Source organism: Levyella massiliensis (assembly GCF_000308275.2).
GTDB lineage: Bacteria > Bacillota > Clostridia > Tissierellales > Peptoniphilaceae > Murdochiella > Murdochiella massiliensis_A.
In genome coordinates, this window is sequence record NZ_HG529493.1 from 1 (window position 1) to 16,906 (window position 16,906).

12 protein-coding genes are annotated in these 16,906 nt (G+C 43.8%); all 12 read right to left on the reverse strand.

Translation table 11 applies throughout. The features are described 5' to 3' along the window. A partial coding sequence (locus BN98_RS07540) for an ABC transporter ATP-binding protein (RefSeq protein ID WP_040942884.1) occupies positions 1-675 on the reverse strand: 675 nt, incomplete at its 3' end. Then, positions 663-1,361 (reverse strand): energy-coupling factor transporter transmembrane component T family protein, encoded by a 699-nt coding sequence (locus BN98_RS07545; protein WP_019189332.1) that lies wholly within the window; start codon positions 1,359-1,361, stop codon positions 663-665. The genes BN98_RS07545 and BN98_RS07540, both read right to left, overlap by 13 nt. Position 1,362: 1 nt before the next feature. Further along, positions 1,363-1,950, reverse strand: a complete 588-nt coding sequence (locus BN98_RS07550; protein ID WP_019189331.1) for an MptD family putative ECF transporter S component — start codon at positions 1,948-1,950, stop codon at positions 1,363-1,365. Positions 1,951-2,034: 84 nt separating this feature from the next. Beyond that, entirely contained in the window at positions 2,035-3,771 is a 1,737-nt protein-coding gene (locus tag BN98_RS07555) for an ABC transporter ATP-binding protein (protein WP_019189330.1), read from the reverse strand. Beyond that, positions 3,764-5,482: an ABC transporter ATP-binding protein gene (locus BN98_RS07560; protein ID WP_019189329.1), complete on the reverse strand. Its 1,719-nt coding sequence runs from the start codon at positions 5,480-5,482 to the stop codon at positions 3,764-3,766. The genes BN98_RS07555 and BN98_RS07560 overlap by 8 nt, the downstream gene beginning before the upstream one ends. A gap of 73 nt (positions 5,483-5,555) precedes the next feature. Then, a complete protein-coding gene (locus tag BN98_RS07565; protein WP_019189328.1) occupies positions 5,556-6,149 on the reverse strand; it encodes a TetR/AcrR family transcriptional regulator in 594 nt (197 codons plus the stop codon). A gap of 296 nt (positions 6,150-6,445) precedes the next feature. After that, positions 6,446-6,952, reverse strand: coding sequence for a hypothetical protein (locus tag BN98_RS07570; RefSeq protein ID WP_019189327.1), 507 nt, complete (start codon positions 6,950-6,952; stop codon positions 6,446-6,448). A 387-nt stretch (positions 6,953-7,339) separates the two neighbouring features. Further along, the gene (locus BN98_RS07575; RefSeq protein WP_019189326.1) at positions 7,340-9,868 is read right to left on the reverse strand and encodes a DUF4268 domain-containing protein; all 2,529 of its coding nucleotides are present in this window, start codon (positions 9,866-9,868) and stop codon (positions 7,340-7,342) included. A 6-nt stretch (positions 9,869-9,874) separates the two neighbouring features. Beyond that, positions 9,875-12,949 carry a type I restriction endonuclease subunit R gene (locus BN98_RS07580; RefSeq protein WP_019189325.1) on the reverse strand — a complete coding sequence of 1,025 codons (3,075 nt, stop codon included), beginning with the start codon at positions 12,947-12,949 and terminating at the stop codon, positions 9,875-9,877. Then, on the reverse strand, positions 12,949-14,325 hold the full coding sequence (locus BN98_RS07585) for a restriction endonuclease subunit S (RefSeq protein ID WP_019189324.1): 1,377 nt from the start codon (positions 14,323-14,325) through the stop codon (positions 12,949-12,951). The genes BN98_RS07580 and BN98_RS07585 overlap by 1 nt, the downstream gene beginning before the upstream one ends. Next, positions 14,318-16,432, reverse strand: a complete 2,115-nt coding sequence (locus BN98_RS07590) for a type I restriction-modification system subunit M (protein WP_019189323.1) — start codon at positions 16,430-16,432, stop codon at positions 14,318-14,320. The genes BN98_RS07585 and BN98_RS07590 overlap by 8 nt, the downstream gene beginning before the upstream one ends. Next, on the reverse strand, positions 16,433-16,654 hold the full coding sequence (locus tag BN98_RS07595; RefSeq protein ID WP_019189322.1) for a helix-turn-helix domain-containing protein: 222 nt from the start codon (positions 16,652-16,654) through the stop codon (positions 16,433-16,435). It abuts the gene before it with no gap. Positions 16,655-16,906: the final 252 nt, after the last annotated feature.

Sequence of the window (16,906 nt, forward strand, 5' to 3'; positions counted from 1 at the left end):
AAATTCTTTGATAAAAGTTCCGTCTTTCATGACATAGAGCTTATCGTAGAGATCCTCCAAAAAATATAGTCGGTGTTCGGCGATGATGATGGTTCTACCCGACGCTTTGAGCAATTTCAGGATGCCTTGCAAATCTCGGATACCTTCTTGATCAAGGGAAGCTGAAGGCTCATCAAAGAAAATAATCTTTGTGTCATAAACTAAGGTAGAGGCAATAGCTACCCGCTGTTTTTCTCCGCCGGAAAGTTCATTCAAATTTTTATCCATTAAGTGAGCAATGCTCATGTACTCAAAAGCTTTCTTCACCCGTTTTCTCAGTTCCGCCTGCGGCATGCCGAGGTTCTCTCCGACAAGGGCGACCTCATCTTCTGCCTTGCGGGTAAAGAATTGATCGGATGGATTTTGAAATACGTTGCCGATGACCTTAGCCAAGGTACCCGTCTTAAAATCATGCAGATTTTGATCCAATAATGTGACTTTGCCATCCAGTGTGCCTTCATACTGATCCGGTATGAGTCCGTTCATCACTCTGGTAAGCGTTGTTTTTCCGCAGCCGGAATTACCGGTGAGTACGACCAGTTTTCCCGGTGCGATCGCAAAATGAATAGCATGCAAAGATGACTTTTCTGCTCCTTGATAGGTGAAGCGCTCAATATTGACTTTCATGATGTCCATAGTGCAACTCCCAAAAGCGCCACGCCGGCAAACAGGCTGATGCCATCTGCGAATTTAAAGCGCATATCATAATAACTGGTTTTTTCTCCTTCATACTCGATACCTTTGGCAATAATTGAAGAGACAAGCGTTTCGCTGACATGCAGACACTTATATACCAAAGGAACAAAGTACAGCTCAAAAGTGCGGACGGGATGCAAAAGGGAAGCATGAAAGCCGCGGATTTTCATTCCGGCTTTAATTTCCTTAAGTCTAAGCAGTATTTCGTCAAGAAAGCGCAGCGCGGTAACAAGACCGACCGATAGACTTATGGGTAAATGCAACTGATGCATAGCCGTAAAAATTTTAGTCGAACTTGTCATGACCAGTGCACGACCAATATTCATGATCGGAAACAACTGAAGAATTAAAATAGCAAGTCCTAAAAAAGCTCCTGTTGTAAAACCTGACGAGATATGAGCCAGAAGCACTGCCACACCGAATATACCTGCATAAAAAACGAGATTTTTTATGCAGGTTCGAGCGGAACGAGACAGCAAGATTAAAAAGCTTGCCGCACAGGTGATTCCATATAACCATGGATTGCGAGTAAAGACCAAGAAGGTAAACAGGATCGTTAAGGCAAATAGCGTAAGCGGATGAAGATATCCCTCTTGGTCTTTTCTGCGGGAAAATGATCGGCTCATCTTATTTGAGCTTGCTCTGCTGAGTGCTTTTCTCAAAGAACTTATTGTTGATGAATGCTCCGAAAAATCCGGCTAACAAGCACAGCACAACATTAACGGCAACAGCTATCAAAATCACTTCATTTGTATAGGCGGCAACCATTTGTGCTGCTTGTTCTGGAGAAAAGGTAGATGACATGTATTTTACTAAACCTTCGACGCCTAAAATTTTTGTTAAAAGAATGCTGTGCATCGAATCGATAAACATGGCAACACTAAAAGCAATGGCGATGCGTTTGCTATTATCGTACTTTCCGATAATCAGCTCGCAGACAATCCCTGCAATCAGAGTAATCGGAATCATGATCCCATAACCTAAAATTGCATATACCAACCCAAGCACAGCCCAAAAGAGAAGCGCTGTGCCACGCTTTTGTACTTTTCGAGCCGCAATCACAAAGGTCGGTCCGATCACAAAAGCGGCAAACCCGGCTGAAATGTAGAGGGAAGCCATGCCTAAAAGTCCCGTCAGCATACTGATTCCAAAGGCTACAACACAGCCAATTACTGCCAATACGGCAATCTGTACAACATTTTTTAGTTTCATCATAAAATTCCTTTCTGAACATTTAATTTTCGACAACATCAGGCACAATCATTTTTATGTCTAAGATGTTGTTGTTAGTTCCAAACTTTAATTTGCGAATCTCCAGCTTTCCGCCTTGCTTCTCGATTCGATAAGAGCTCGATAAAGACCTCCTTGCAGCATCAATTCATCATGTGTACCGCACTGCTCAATCCCTGCTTTGTTCAGTACCAAAATCCGGTTTGCATTACGGATCGTCTTCAAGCGGTGCGCGATCATGATGACGGTTTTGTTTTGAGTAAGGGCTTCAATGGCTGCTTTCAGCTTGTCTTCGTTTTCCGGATCAACATTTGCAGTAGCTTCATCAAAGATGATAATCGGTGCATCTTTCAGCATTGCTCTGGCAATGGAGATGCGCTGTTTTTCACCGCCGGAAAGACTTGTTCCACCTTCTCCGATCATGCTCTGATAGCCATCGGGCAAGGCGGAAATAAAGTCATGGCACTGGGCCTTTTTTGCCGCCGCAATCACATCATCGCGGCTGGCATTTGGGCATCCGAATTTAATGTTGTTTTCAATCGTATCGGCAAAAAGATAGACATCTTGGAAGACCATCGAAATATGATTCATGAGATTTTCAAGGGAGTAATCTTTAATGTTCTTTCCTCCAAGGCGAATCTCTCCTGAATTGACATCCCAAAAGCGAGAGATCAAATTGCAAAAAGTTGTTTTCCCTGAACCAGACGGCCCTACGATAGCCGTCATTGATCTTTCGGGGATATAGCAAGACACATTATTTAAGATTGGCTTTTCGCCATAGGCAAAGGAAACATTTTTAAATTCAATATCGTGTTGCTGAAGTTCATCATTGATATGACCTTCCGGCATATCTTGCATTTGATTGACGTAATCATAAGAATCCATCGCGTTGTCAATGGTTCTAAGCATGGCCATAGCACTACCAGAAGCCAATAAACTGTTAAAAATCACAAAACTGGCAACCAGCGTCATGATGGTATAGTCCAAAGAAAGCTCTCCCGAAAAGTAGCATGAAAGTGCTGTGGCAATCATAACCGAAATCGTGATCGCAATGATGATTTTCAGCAGTACCGTGTAAGGCGTAACGGCCTTTTCAAGGCTCAACGTCGATTTTTTTGTTTCTTCAAAACTTTGATCCAGCTTGTTGTTATTTTGTCCGCCCAAGTTATAGGACTTGATGATCTGCATACCTTGCAAGGTTGCCAGCACTTCTTTCGTGAGATCGTTTTGTACAACAGAAACTCGATCCGAACTCTTTTTAGATCTTTGCTGCATTAAAGCGGCCGCCGCCAAGAAAATCAAAGACCCAGCGATAGCAATGAGTGCAATTTTCCAATGCAGCATAAAAAGGGACAGGATAAATACCACGGTTACAAGCAGACCGCCGAATACCATAATAAAAAGTGTGGGCACCCAAGTTTCGAGACTGTCCAACTTTGTCGTCGCAATGGCCGTTAAATTTCCTAAGCTAAAATCATTGAAAAAGCCCATTGGCACTTTTTTGATTTTTTCTCCCATAGCGATACGTTTATTTGCGGCTGTAAAATAGCCGGCATGCGTTTGCTTAAGCATGGAATTTTTCTTAGAAATAATGATGCCCAGTAAGGAAAGCAATAAGAATGCGCTGCACATACCAATCGTCTGCCACGTAATTTCCTGCTTTATAATCGCCGCAATGACCAAATAGATGGCCATAAATTGAAAAACGTTAAAAATCGCGCCCAAAAAACTCCAGATCACAGAGGAGCGAATCATTCCTTGCTCACGCTCTGCAAATTTCCATAACTTCTTAAATGTATTAATCATTTTCTTCACCTCGCATGGCCGCACTCCACAATTCTTGGTAAACCGGAGAATCTTTTAATAGTTCATCGTGTGTTCCGTGATTTTCAACATATCCATCATGGATTACAAATATTTGATCCACATCTGCAATGGTTTTCAGTCGATGGGCGATAATAATGAGCGTTTTGCCTTTTACCAATGCGGCGATGGCATCTTGCAAAATAGCTTCATTTTCTGGATCGATATAGGAAGTGGCTTCATCCAAAATGACAATCGGTGCATCTTTGAGCATGGCGCGTGCAATAGAGATGCGTTGGCGCTCACCGCCGGAGAGATGCCCGCCACCTTCTCCGGCAACCGTTTCATAGCCTTGTGAGAGCTTCATAATGAAATCGTGGCAGCCCGATTTTTTAGCGATTTCTATAATTTCCTCATCCGTTGCATTTTTTTTGCCGATGCGAATATTATCTTTGATGGAAATATCAAACAAATAATTGTCTTGAGATACATAAGAAATAGCATCCGAAAGCTGTTCTAAAGGCATATCCTTGAGAGCTATGCCACCAATTGTTATGGTGCCACTATCGGTATCCCAAAATCCGGCGAGGAGCTTTGCAACGGTCGATTTCCCTGAGCCAGAATACCCGACGAGTGCATTGACACTACCTTCATTGATGTGCAGATTGACATCCTTGATAACCTGTTTGTTGTCATCGTAAGAGAAATTCACGTGATCGAAAGTGATGTCATAGCGTGAAATGTTTTGTGTACCGGTTGCGTGGGATAACTCTTTTGAGTTGAGAACTTTTTCAATCTCACCGGCAATGGTTTTGATGCGACCCATATCGTCCTCATAAGACATCACCTGCATGATATTTGAGATTGTGCCAAACGATAAAATAATCAACATCAAAAGATGAGCGCCGCTTAGGCTACCTTGCATACAGAAGAAAAGGCCAAACGGAATGATGGTTAAAATACCCATCGGTGCAAGCGACATGCTCACCGCATAATCGTTGTTGTTCAAGCCCATCCACTTGCAGTAATAATCTGCTTTGGCATAAACATTATCGCTGTATTTTTTATAGGATGTATCGCCTTGATTAAAAGACTTAATGACTTCGATGCCGTTGATATATTCCACAATCGAGTTGTTCATGTCTTGACCAATTTTGACTGCTTTGGGAAACATTTTAGGCATGCGCTTCATCGGGCCGGCCATAAAAAACATGCCGATCACAAGAGGAACCAGTGCCAAGAGCGAAACGCGCCAATCGAGAACAAACATGTAAACAAGAAGTAAAACCGGGCCAACAATATTAGCGGTCATTTCAGGAATCAGGTGAGCCAGGGTTGTCTCCATGCTGTCAACTTGATTCACGATGACATCTTTTAGCTTTCCTGTGCTTAAATTCAAAATGTTTCCTAACGGCATTTTGAAAAGTTTGTCCATGATATCTCGCCTGATTTCACACAAAGCACCATAGGTCGCCGTATGAGAAATCGTGGTGGAAATACCCATAAAAACTTCTTTTGCGCACAGCAGCGCGAGAATACTGAGGACTCCTTTAGTATAAAAAGCAAAATCTGCATTCCCTGCAATGAGGGCAATGATCATTTTGCTCAAGAGCACATAGGTAAAAAGTCCTGCCAGTACACCCAAAATGGCAAAAAGAACCGAGAAAAAGTAGCCGGTCTTATTTTTGGCGATGTACTTTTTCAATAAGTTCATATCAAAAAACCTCCTTAGTAAATGAATGAAATGCTGAAATTGATGGAAGATTTTAGAGTCCGGAAACTTCCGCTTACTGAGAAGTCGAACGAGTAAAATAACCTTCAAGCATGGATACCAAGTGCTGTCTGTTCTTTAGAAAATTTTCACGCGTATCTAAAATTTCACAGGATAACAAGCTTGCATTGATGAGATTCGTTACAAATTCATAGTCATCATCAGTAAGCAATCCGCAGTCGTACCCATTCATAAAATGCTTAAAGTAAGTAATCAAATCCCTCTTGAGTTTTTCATATAATGCGTTAAACTGTTCATTTTTCTTAATCTCACCAAGAAACATGACATAGATAGGCGTAAAAGGATTATTCGCCAACATTTTATCGACGACAACTTCAGCCAAGATATGTGGTGAAAGCTTGTTCCCCATATGTTGAACCGTGTTTGTTACCGTCGCTTCACGCATCCTGCTTCCTCTGTCCATAATGTCGTAGAGGATTTCTGCCGTATTTTTGTAGTAGTAGTATAATCCGCCGGCTGATAAACCGGATTTTTCACGAACATCATCCATCGTCGTATTGTTAAAGCCCTTAGAAGAAAAGAGTGCCATAGCAGCCTTTTGAATGTCTTCTTTACGCATTTCCGGATCTAATCGTTCTCTGACCATCATTTTCCTCCCCTTACCGAGATTAATCTCGGTAAATAACAAGTTATCATAGACTAACTTGTTTGTCAAGAATTTTATGCGGTAATGGCAATTCGCCTAATGTTGCATAAAAAAGAACCCTGCCAGATAGAACAAGATTCTTGTAACGCGTAATGCTTCTTAGTTTAATTTTAGGATGAACATCGCTGTGAGCTTATTGATTTTCGTACCACATCTAAATTTTCGTACCCCTGAGTATGAGTTTCGTACCCTAAGCGACTGTGCCGTTAAAATGTATCAAATATATTGTTTTGTTTTCATCAACTTGCCAAAAATCCAACAATGAACGCCTGAACGACAGCCGCGATTGGTATTAGCAAAAAGGGTACAAACAAGAAATGTTCCCAAATCGCCAAGTGCTTCATCCAATTCTTAAATTCATAGTCCTTGTGCCCCTCTGTGCCAGGAATAACAATTTTTCCCTTATATTTTCCTTGAAATAACAGACAATCTAACAGCAAAAAATCTCCTGCATTTAAGATGCTCCACTGAATATAGCTCATCCAAAACAAGTTCCAAAAACCTAAAGTCTTTGAATGCAAAAGGCTTACAACGGAATAAACAAAACACATCCCGGTGATAGCGATGGTTAGTATGAAATTTATTTTTTTCTCTTGCTTTGTCATGGGTAAAGGAGCTGCCTTTTGAATGGCTTTAGGATACGAATCAAAAAACCATCTCGGATTTATAAGCACCAAACTTGCGACTGCCCCGTTAAAAATAGCAGCGATAGCTACCCCATCCAGTATTGCTCGAAGGATATCCATAAACCCATATTCTCCTTAATCCATACATCCTTTTACAAAAGCCATATAGGCCTCTGTGTTTTGTGTCATTTCTTCGCAGTGTCCATAGCCTTGCCAGATTTTTAATTTTGCCTTGGAATGGCGACCTTATCGATCACCGGTTTTGGATCTTACCGCGCCTTCTTTTGTTTGCTCAGAAACACATGCTCCTTTAAGTAATGGGCAAGCGTGGCTGCTTCCTCAGCTGTACTTACATAAGGATCGTCTTTTGCCTCTCCATGTCCGGAAAGGTCCGGAACGATATAGCGATACTCACATCCCAGCTCTATCGACTATCCATTCGCCGAAATTATCTGTTTTTAACACAGGGATTAGCGCAGTTAGTGCTTCATACATATCAGCTCCTCCTCATCCCTTGATATACGGCACAATCACATCGTAGAACTTCTTCGTCCAGTCGGCGTGAAAGTTAGCCATCTGGAGCCAGTCGGTCTCATTTTCGATGCTGACATTACTCAGCTGGATAAACACCTTGGACGACTTGATATCGTCGCCACGGTTCCATTGGAGCGTCGTGCCCAGTGCCGATTCGATCTCTGCCTTGTGCGTGTACAGGCTATCGAAGGCGTCCTTGTTTTCCTGTTTATTGCCTCTACCAAATACGACCTCTGCCCGCGCTGCATCATAGTTTGCCACGCAGCACAGATAGAATCCGCCGATACCGAAGAAGCCATTGATCCAGTTGTCCCTCGATGGATTCACATTGAAGAAGGAACCATCTTCGCCATGCGCCTTCTGAATAATTGGAAGTGCGTATGTCCAGTATTTTCTCCTGAGTTCATAACGGCTGCCCGGCTCATCAGCATTTGCCTCATTCTCGTCACGCAGATAAAACACCAAGTCTGCTGGATCTTCATCATACAACTTGAACAGGCGGCTCAGGACGGACAGTTTGCTCTGTGTGCTGGTGTTCGTCCACACGTAGATGCCATCACCGATTTCCAGCGACTTCGTGAAAGCTTCCGGATTCGTGTTGAAGTGAAGTGCAATGTTCTCCTCCTCCGACATCGCCAGCTTTGTGAGGATGGCCTTGTCCTCGGCATACAAAATCTGGATAACCTTCTGGAACATCTCCACCCAGCTCGTTACCGGCTGCTCGGTGTTCTTAAAGGTAAACTTCGCAATCAAGCGTCCGGTCAGCTCGCCTTCGTCCTCAAGGGTATATGTGTCGAGCTGTTTTTCTGCCGGTTTATATTCCGTGGTCGGAGCTGCCCAGATCGTCAGGGCTCTCCCCATAAGGTATTCGCTGCGCTCCTCCAACTCTGCCAGCGTCCACTTATCCTTCTTGGCAATCCAAGTATTCATGCGGATACCACTGTCATCGAAACCATTCTGCATGGTTTTCTTCTCAGTAAAGGAGCTATTGCTGTACTTCGAGTTATAGGCTGTCAGCGTGAGGTTTGCCATGCGATGGAGCCACAGCTCATGTATCTGCTCATAGTCATCACCCAGCTCCTTCTGCCATACCGGTGTAAGATGCTGCGGCATGATGTGTTCAATCGAGTAGGTGCCATCATCGCAGTGACGATATACATCCTTATCCTCCGAAGTACCGAAGTTCTCGAAGCGCTCAAGGATATAAATCTTATTCTTGCTGTTCATCAGGTAAACCGGACGCTCTTCAAATGCAGCTTTGAACTCCACGTCGTCCGGGAAGCGGGCACGCTCTTTCTTTGACAGAAGCGCATACTTGAGTTTCTCGACATAATTATCCTCGGTGCCGTCGTACCGGATGATCTCCCGGTGCAACATGAGGAAGATTTTATTCAGGGCATTCGTCGGGAGGTCACACATTGTCCTGCGGAACAGATAGTTCTCTGTCGTCAGGAAAATCTTGGTGACCTGCGCCAGCGTCAGTTTGTTTTCGTTATACAGGCGCAGCACTTCAAGGAAATACGGCCTTGTTACAGTCGTTTCCAGACGATTCAGTCGGTCAATGCAGGCATCCAATGCCGCGCTGCCTGAATTGCCATCGAGGAGAATCTGATACCTCTTTGCATAGGCCAGCATCTCAGCGAGCAGCGGCTCAGTATCGATCTTGCTGCGCTCCACAAAGTCCTTAAAATTGATGTAGATTTTCTTCTGTTGCGGGATGGCCTGCTGCTTCACACTCAGGTAATCCCGGATGAAGGCGCTCACATCATACTTCGTGCAAACCTCGATCTTGTTCCAATATTTCTCGTAATAGTCCCCCTGCTCCTTGGAAGGCAACCCCATCAAAATGAAGTTTCGGATCTTGTCACCTTCGCTAAGGTCAAGGCCGGTCGAGTTCAGACTTTCAAAAATGAGCTGCGGATTATCGTCCATATCCAGCCGAATGTTAATAATCTCCAGACAGCAGATCGCATCGTAAAGCTGGTCGATAGTAATTTCCTGCTTCTGAATCCGATCATAGAAATAATCATAGTTCACGGTTAGATTGGACTCGCGAATATACTCCGTCGGATCAGAGAACAGTTTCCCGAATGCCGTCTGGTCATTTTTGACCGGCTTGAGCTTGATACGGGTATCCTCCGGTTTCCACTTGTCCACGAGGTATTCTTCGAAAATCCGCTGCTTCAGGTTGGCGGTCTCCGGCACGATGATGCCCTTATCAATCACGTTAAACATGGCAAGGAAAAGCAGCGATACCGTCGTGAGGCGCTGCTGGCCGTCGATGATCAGGAACTCCTCGTTATGGCCATCGGGATTGTAAACGGAAACGAGGCTCCCGAAGAAGTGACTCTTCCGGTGTCCGTTGATGATTTTTACAAGGTCATCGTACAGCTGCTTGCAGTTCTCGGTCTTCCAGTCATAATTCCTCTGGTAGACCGGGATGACAAAGCGCTTGTCAGAGCCCTCCATGTATTTAACGAATTTACATTCTGAACCTTTCATCTATCGTCAGTCCTCCTTCTTAGTTCCGTATGGTGCTGGATCTTCAGCAACCGTTGAAGCCGGAGGCTCATAGTCAAATGAATAGGCTTTCCCTGTGTCGGACTTAGGTGCAGTCGGCTTCTGGTATGTCGCATTAAAAATTAAATCCAACAGCCAATCCCTGAAGGACTGGTTACGGCGGCTCCGGGTATCACCTTGATAAGCAGTATAAAGTTCCATGCCGCTGGACATGTTACGAAGGATCGCCTCCCATGTGGCGCGTTCACTTTCGTCACGGGCATTCTGGATATCCGAGAACTGCATTGCATTCTGATATCGCTCATCCTTTTTGACCTCTTCGGCAATTTCCTGAATCTGTTTCTTGATCTTGTCCTCATCCGTCCAGTCGCAATTACCCCAAACATCATGGAATGATTCGAGGATGTGCGTGAGCGTGTCCATCTCCGGAACCGGTATGCCGATGTCTGTCTGAACCGGCACAGACTTCACCTCTGCATCCTCATTAGCCAGCGAGATCGACATGGTCTGCTGGGCAACGACTCGATAGCTGTCAAGATCGACGCTTTCAATGATTTTTTTATAGTCATCGTTTTCGTCGCCTACCTTCGGCAGCTTCGGCACGAGAAGTGTCAGGAAAATAGACAACTTCTCCCAGTCCGGAGAACCATACGGCAGAATGGACGAAAGGAAATTATAAGTACGCACAAATCCCTTTGCACTCTTTTTGAACTCCACCTTGTCGTCATATTCCAGAGCCTTAAACAGCTCGACGCACCTGTCAATGATCGGATCAAGCTGCTCCCGGTCTGCATTATTCAAGTAGAGCTCTACAAACGTGTTTACATCATCGTCGGTATAGACCTGCATAGGCTCCATATTGTCAATCAGGTCATTCAGCTTATTGGCATCCGTCTCACCGGAAAGAACCGTGGTCTTATAGTACCGCTCGAAGGACTTCTGGATGTCCGCTGGATTATTGATGAAATCCAGCACAAAGGTATCTGTCTTATACGGAGCGCAACGATTCAATCGAGACAGCGTCTGCACTGCCTTTATATCAAACAGCTTCTTATCCACATACATCGTCTGCAGAAGCGGCTCATCATAACCGGTCTGGAATTTGTCTGCCACAACCAGAATACGATACGGGTCTTTGCGGAACTCCTTCTCAATCTTTGCGCTCGGAAATCCGTTGATTTTAGCCTCGGTATAAGTTTCACCGTTATAGCGTGCTTCACCAGAAAAAGCGATCATTGGCTTATACTGGCTCTTACGCTCCTCCAGCTCTTTCTTGATAGCAAAGTAGTATTCAATCGCCCTCTGAATCTGATGGGTAACGACCATTGCGCGAGCCTTGCCCTTAATCTTCATACGGACATTATTATAAAAATGCTCGACTATGATACCGGCCTTCTCCCCAATGGCGTGAGGATCACTTTCCACATAGGAGCGTAGGATTTTATTCGCTCTCTTCTTATCAAAGAGCGGATCATCATTGACGGTCTTAATCAAATGGTAGTAGCTCTGATATGGCGTATAGTATTTCAGAACATCAAGGATAAACTTCTCCTCGATTGCCTGTTTCATCGTATACATATCGTGCGGCTTGGCCTTCTTCGTTCCGTCCTCATTCAAGATCGGATTGCCGTTTTCATCGGTTATGATCTCACCGAACATTTCAAGTGTCTTATTTTTCGGTGTGGCAGTGAAAGCAAAATAGCTCGCGTTCTGTGCCATTTTCTTACCCTCGATGATTGTGTTGATCTTATCCTCAAAATCATCATCGTCGGTGTAGACATTGCCCGAAATAACGATATTCATCTTTGCAGCAAGGCTGCCGTTCTGGCTCGAATGTGCCTCATCGATAATAATCGCGAAGGTACGGTTCTTGTATGCTGTAGAAATATCGTTCAGGATAAACTGGAACTTGTGAACGATGGTAATGATGATCTTCTTGCCCTCGTCCAACATGGTATGCAAATCAGACGCAGACTTTGCCCAGCCCACCGTGGAGGACACCTGCGTGAATTGCTTTATCGTATTCTTGATCTGCTTATCGAGGTTGATACGGTCGGTAACCACAATAACAGTATCAAAGATATTCTTGCCGCCGTTTTGAAGCGTGACAAGCTGATGGGCGAGCCAAGCTATGGAGTTAGACTTTCCACTACCCGCACTATGCTGAATAAGATAACGCTGCCCGGCACCTTCCTTCTTGGCGCGGTCAAGGAGCATCGTCACCGCCTTCAGCTGGTGGTACCTTGGGAATATCTGCTTGTAGGAGGTCTTTCTGGTGTCCTCGTCCTTATCCGCAACAATCTGGACATAGTTCTCCAGAATCTTGGAGAACTCACTCTTTGTCAGGATGTCCTTCCAAAGGTAATCCGTCTTGATTCCATCCGGATTTGGAGGATTGCCTGCGCCGTCCTCGAAACCCTTGTTGAAAGGCATGAAATATGAGTCGTCCTTCTTCAGTTCCGTACACATCATGATTTCGTTATCATCAACAGCAAAATGCACGATGCAGCGCTTAAAGCTGAACAGCTTCTCCGCAGGGTCTCTATCTGTTTTATACTGTTTTACCGCATCAGCGGTATTCTGCAGTGTGAACTGATTCTTCAGCTCCATAGTAATGACCGGGAGACCGTTCAGGAAAATGCAGAGGTCAAGTGCAAGGCGACCATATTCCTTGGAATACTGCAGCTGACGAGTCACACTAAAAATATTATCGTCATACAGCTCCTGCGCCCGCTGGTTTCCCTTGCTGGGAAGCACCTGATAGAACTCCAGCGTCTTATTCTTGTATTTGAAACCTTTTCTGAGTATCTCAATAACACCTTGGTCGGACAGCTTCCGACTAAGCCTCTCCAGAAACTTTTTCTTTTCTGCCGGTGTATCGAGTATACGCAGCTCCGCTAAATCTCGTGGCTGTGTGCTTTGCAAATAGCGAAACAAACGCTCCTCATCAATCGCATACTCCTGATTGTAGTCAGCATTTGTCCCTTGCTCATAACCGTTTTCGTTAACAAGCCAGTTAACGATGAGAGTCTCGAAGCCATTCTCCTTAGTGTTACTTGGCATTATTCATCGACCTCCTCGTCTACAGTATCAACTTCTTCTGAATCATCATCTTCCAATATGTCGTCATCAATGTCGGAGGACTCAGCTTCATACGCAGGTATCTCAACATCGCGCACGTAAACTTTACCTGTTACTACATCAGAAATAGTGCGCATTCTCAGTTCTTCGATAAGATCTATTTCTGTTTTTATCCCTGTGATTGCTTCATCAATTACCCGTTCAATATCATCGCATTTTTTTGCTATCTCGACCTGTTCCTTATATGAAGGCACGGGTATTTGAAACTGAAGGAACCGATCTTTTGGAAGACGCCACCTTCCCTGATGTGCAGCACCTTTTCCAAATTTATAAAAAACTCTTCTTTTATAGCAGATTTGAAATACCCGCAAATAATATCGGTCATAGCAATTCTTATCATCGAACATTGCAAAAACACGATAATCCGGGCTGGTAACGCCAAACTTATCTGATAGATCAACAAACCCAGTGATTAAGTCCATATGATTCATCGCAAATTCGCCGGGATAAACGAACTGGTAGTTTGCGTAGGAATTTGCCATCTGTCCTTCATTCTTTGTAATGTCCTTCACTTTGAGACCTTGCTGTGTTATTGACAGGACATCATACCCCTCTTTCCCAGCGATCCTTTTTTTAACGGTAAAATGCTGTTTTATAGTATCAATGCTCCACGAAGATGGAATTTCTCCAATCCAGTCAACACCACTATCTATCGTATCCGTATCAGATTTTACCCCACCGGTAATATAGGAATTTATCAGTGCCGTCTTATATTCCTGTAACAGTTTGATTTCTGCTTTTTTCTCACGAATGAACTTTGTAAACTGCGATACCTTCCAATCAAGGAATCTAACAATCTTATCCTGTTCATTTCTCGGAGGACACATAATATTTAAATCCAACAAGTCAGATGCCGATAAAGTTTGACGAACACCTGCGCCGAGGCCATTAAAAATATTTCTCTTATACCAGTCAAAATACTGATAATAAAAATATGTTATATTGAGATCCCCCATCGGCTTTAATCGAATGTATGCAGAGCTCATAATTCCGCGCTCCGGCACGATTCCAACACGGCTTGTAGAGATGTTTTCAAGATCAATCAACTTAAATACAAGTTCATTAGATTCAAAAATTTGATATGTCGAATAATCCGCAGGTGCTAAACCGATTGGATTATTGATATCATTTCTTATTACACCTCTTAGCGTTAGAGACATTACGTTCTTTTCAACATTCCCTTTATTTATCACTTTTGGATTTAAGAAAAAACGCTTTGCCTTATCACATTTCCAGTGTGCAGGCATACTTTTAGCCCACACAATTCCTGTTGGCGAATATTCTGGGTATTCAAGCATTTTTAACACCTCCAATAATCGAAGCCAGCAGGCCATCAGTATTGGATTCCACCGCCTGAATGTCTGCAATAATTTCTTCTGGTGCACGCAATTCTAACGGCTTATAGAAATACTTTGTAAAACTCAATTCGTAACCAATCCCTATGGACTTTTCATCAATCCACGAATCAGGGACATAGGGCTTTATTTCATTTTCCCAGTAACTCTCAATGCCACCTTCATACAATAACGGGATTTGTTCAGTATCTTTCAAGTTCTTATCCGCTTCCGGATTACCTTTTGAATCAAGAACCGCTTCCGCAGATTCATCAATCTGTGTTAGAAAATCTCGTACTGCTTTCTTACGTTTTGCAGTAAGCTTTACTCCATTGGATTTGCTGAGTTTTTCAATCTCGCGCATAAATGCATTGAAATCCATGCATGTGTCCGAACCTCCACTCTCCCGATAAAGGGTGATGAGTCTTGCCAACTCTTCATCTTTTGAATTTTCATCCAACGCGGCAACATTATCATCTTTCAGATCTACTCGAAGTCTTAATGGCCTTAGAATGTCGGCTGAATAATATCCAAACTCTTTATTGCTGAAGACTTTACTGAAATTTGGATCAGCGTCTCTGTACGCAAGATAAAGGTCTATTATCTTTTTTCTAATTTCTGGTGAAATCTCACTATTTTTCTCCCCGACATTTTTTCTAAGCGGCTTCTTCAGGGAAGATGCATCAATTAGCTGAATAAATCCCTTTCTTTTATCATCCTTATGATTTGTAACAACCCAAAGGAATGTAGATATTCCCGTGTTATAAAACATGTTTTCAGGAAGAGCCACAATTGCTTCAAGCAAATCATTCTCGATAATATATCGCCTAAGATTACTGGCTCCGCTTCCCGCAGATCCATTTGAAATTGAAGAGCTGTTGTGAACCTCAATAATCCGGCTACCAAGATCTGTGTTGCGTTTCATCTTGCTAATGTTATTAGCAAGAAAGAGCATCTGGGGATCGCCAATGTCCGGTATCAGCGAATACTCAGGATTACCGTCATACTCAATCAGAAATCTCGAATCTGTGATCTCGTTCTTCTTTATATCTCCCCAAGCCTTCAGTTCTGCTTTCCATGATGTACCGAAGGGCGGATTTGAAAGCATAAAGTCAAACTCATCCTTCGGGAAGCCGTCATTAGAGATGGTGGAACCGAAGAAGATGTTGTTGACCTGCGAGCCCTCACCCTTAAGCAGCATATCAGCGCAGGCGATGGCATATGTCTCGTCAAAGTTCTCCTGACCGAACAGGTTGATGGAGACCTTCTTGCCGCGACGCTCAGCGAGATTCTGAATGCAGGACTCACCGACAGTGAGCATGCCTCCCGTGCCACAGGCTCCGTCATAGATTCTGTATGTGGTGCTCTGAATCTTATCCTGAATCGGAATGAAGGCAAGGTCGGCCATGAGCTCGATAATGTCTCGCGGCGTAAAGTGGCGTCCGGCATCCGTCACATTCGTCTGCTCATTGAACATGCGGATAACCTCTTCAAACAGAGTGCCCATTGTATGATTATCAAGCGCCTCCAGCTTTTCAGAACCGTCCTCATTCAGAACAGGCTTATTGCTGAGGTTTATGCTCGGATCGACAAATTTCTCAATAAGAAGGCCAAGCCTATCCTGCTCAGAAAGGCGCAGGATCTGATCCCGGAAATGGAACTTGTTAATGATCTCCTGCACATTCTTGGAAAATCCATCGAGGTAGTCGATGAAGTCCTTCCGGAGCTGCTGTTGATTCGTTCTGGACTTCAGGTCGCGTAGCGTGAAGTCAGACTTGTTCACAAAGGCCTGTCTGGCTATACCGCAGAGCGCAGGATCGATATCAACAGTGACTCCGTCCTTCTCGAACTTCTTCTTTGCCGCTACCACTTCATCGTGCTTCGGTTCCAAAACCGCATCAAAACGACGGATGACCAACATCGGAAGAATAACCTTCCTGTAGTCGCCCACATCATATACATCTACGAGGCAATCGTTAGCGATTCCCCAGATAAAGGATTTCAACGCATTATAAGTTGACTGATTCATATTTAAAAAGCTCCTTGTCTGTTTATTATCTTTGCCATCCATTTATTCCACATCCTTCAAATCATCGGGCACCATTTCCATGATGTCTCCGACATCACAGTTCAGGGCAGCACAAATCTTCGACAGGATTTTGGTACTGACATTTTCATCCTTGCCAAGTTTCGCAAGTGTCGTAGTGCTGATCCCGCTGGCAGCTCTCAAGTCCTTCTTCTTCATATTTTTATCGATCAATAATTTCCATAATTTCTTATAGCTGACTGCCATGTATTCTCCTCCTAACCATTAGAGTCCTATCGGCAAAAGACACCCTATAAATTATAGCACATCCGGAAGAAAAATTCAACCTGATTTCGGATTTATAATTTTTATTTACGCATTTTTGATCTCGTGTACCGCAATAAAAATACGACTTCCTCTTAGTCCACTGAGGCTGTCAGCACCGGCACCGGTACCTCATCAGCACAGCCTCCTGCAGGTCAGGAATAAACTATATTTATCCCGCTGCTCTGAAGTGCC

Bases quoted from the DNA above. Each gene is read 5' to 3' on its own strand.
- BN98_RS07545 (WP_019189332.1), bottom strand. From the start codon at position 1,361: ATGAGCCGATCATTTTCCCGCAGAAAAGACCAAGAGGGATATCTTCAT.
- BN98_RS07550 (WP_019189331.1), bottom strand. From the start codon at position 1,950: ATGATGAAACTAAAAAATGTTGTACAGATTGCCGTATTGGCAGTAATT.
- BN98_RS07555 (WP_019189330.1), bottom strand. From the start codon at position 3,771: ATGATTAATACATTTAAGAAGTTATGGAAATTTGCAGAGCGTGAGCAA.
- BN98_RS07560 (WP_019189329.1), bottom strand. From the start codon at position 5,482: ATGAACTTATTGAAAAAGTACATCGCCAAAAATAAGACCGGCTACTTT.
- BN98_RS07565 (WP_019189328.1), bottom strand. From the start codon at position 6,149: ATGATGGTCAGAGAACGATTAGATCCGGAAATGCGTAAAGAAGACATT.
- BN98_RS07570 (WP_019189327.1), bottom strand. From the start codon at position 6,952: ATGGATATCCTTCGAGCAATACTGGATGGGGTAGCTATCGCTGCTATT.
- BN98_RS07575 (WP_019189326.1), bottom strand. From the start codon at position 9,868: ATGAAAGGTTCAGAATGTAAATTCGTTAAATACATGGAGGGCTCTGAC.
- BN98_RS07580 (WP_019189325.1), bottom strand. From the start codon at position 12,949: ATGCCAAGTAACACTAAGGAGAATGGCTTCGAGACTCTCATCGTTAAC.
- BN98_RS07585 (WP_019189324.1), bottom strand. From the start codon at position 14,325: ATGCTTGAATACCCAGAATATTCGCCAACAGGAATTGTGTGGGCTAAA.
- BN98_RS07590 (WP_019189323.1), bottom strand. From the start codon at position 16,432: ATGGATGGCAAAGATAATAAACAGACAAGGAGCTTTTTAAATATGAAT.
- BN98_RS07595 (WP_019189322.1), bottom strand. From the start codon at position 16,654: ATGGCAGTCAGCTATAAGAAATTATGGAAATTATTGATCGATAAAAAT.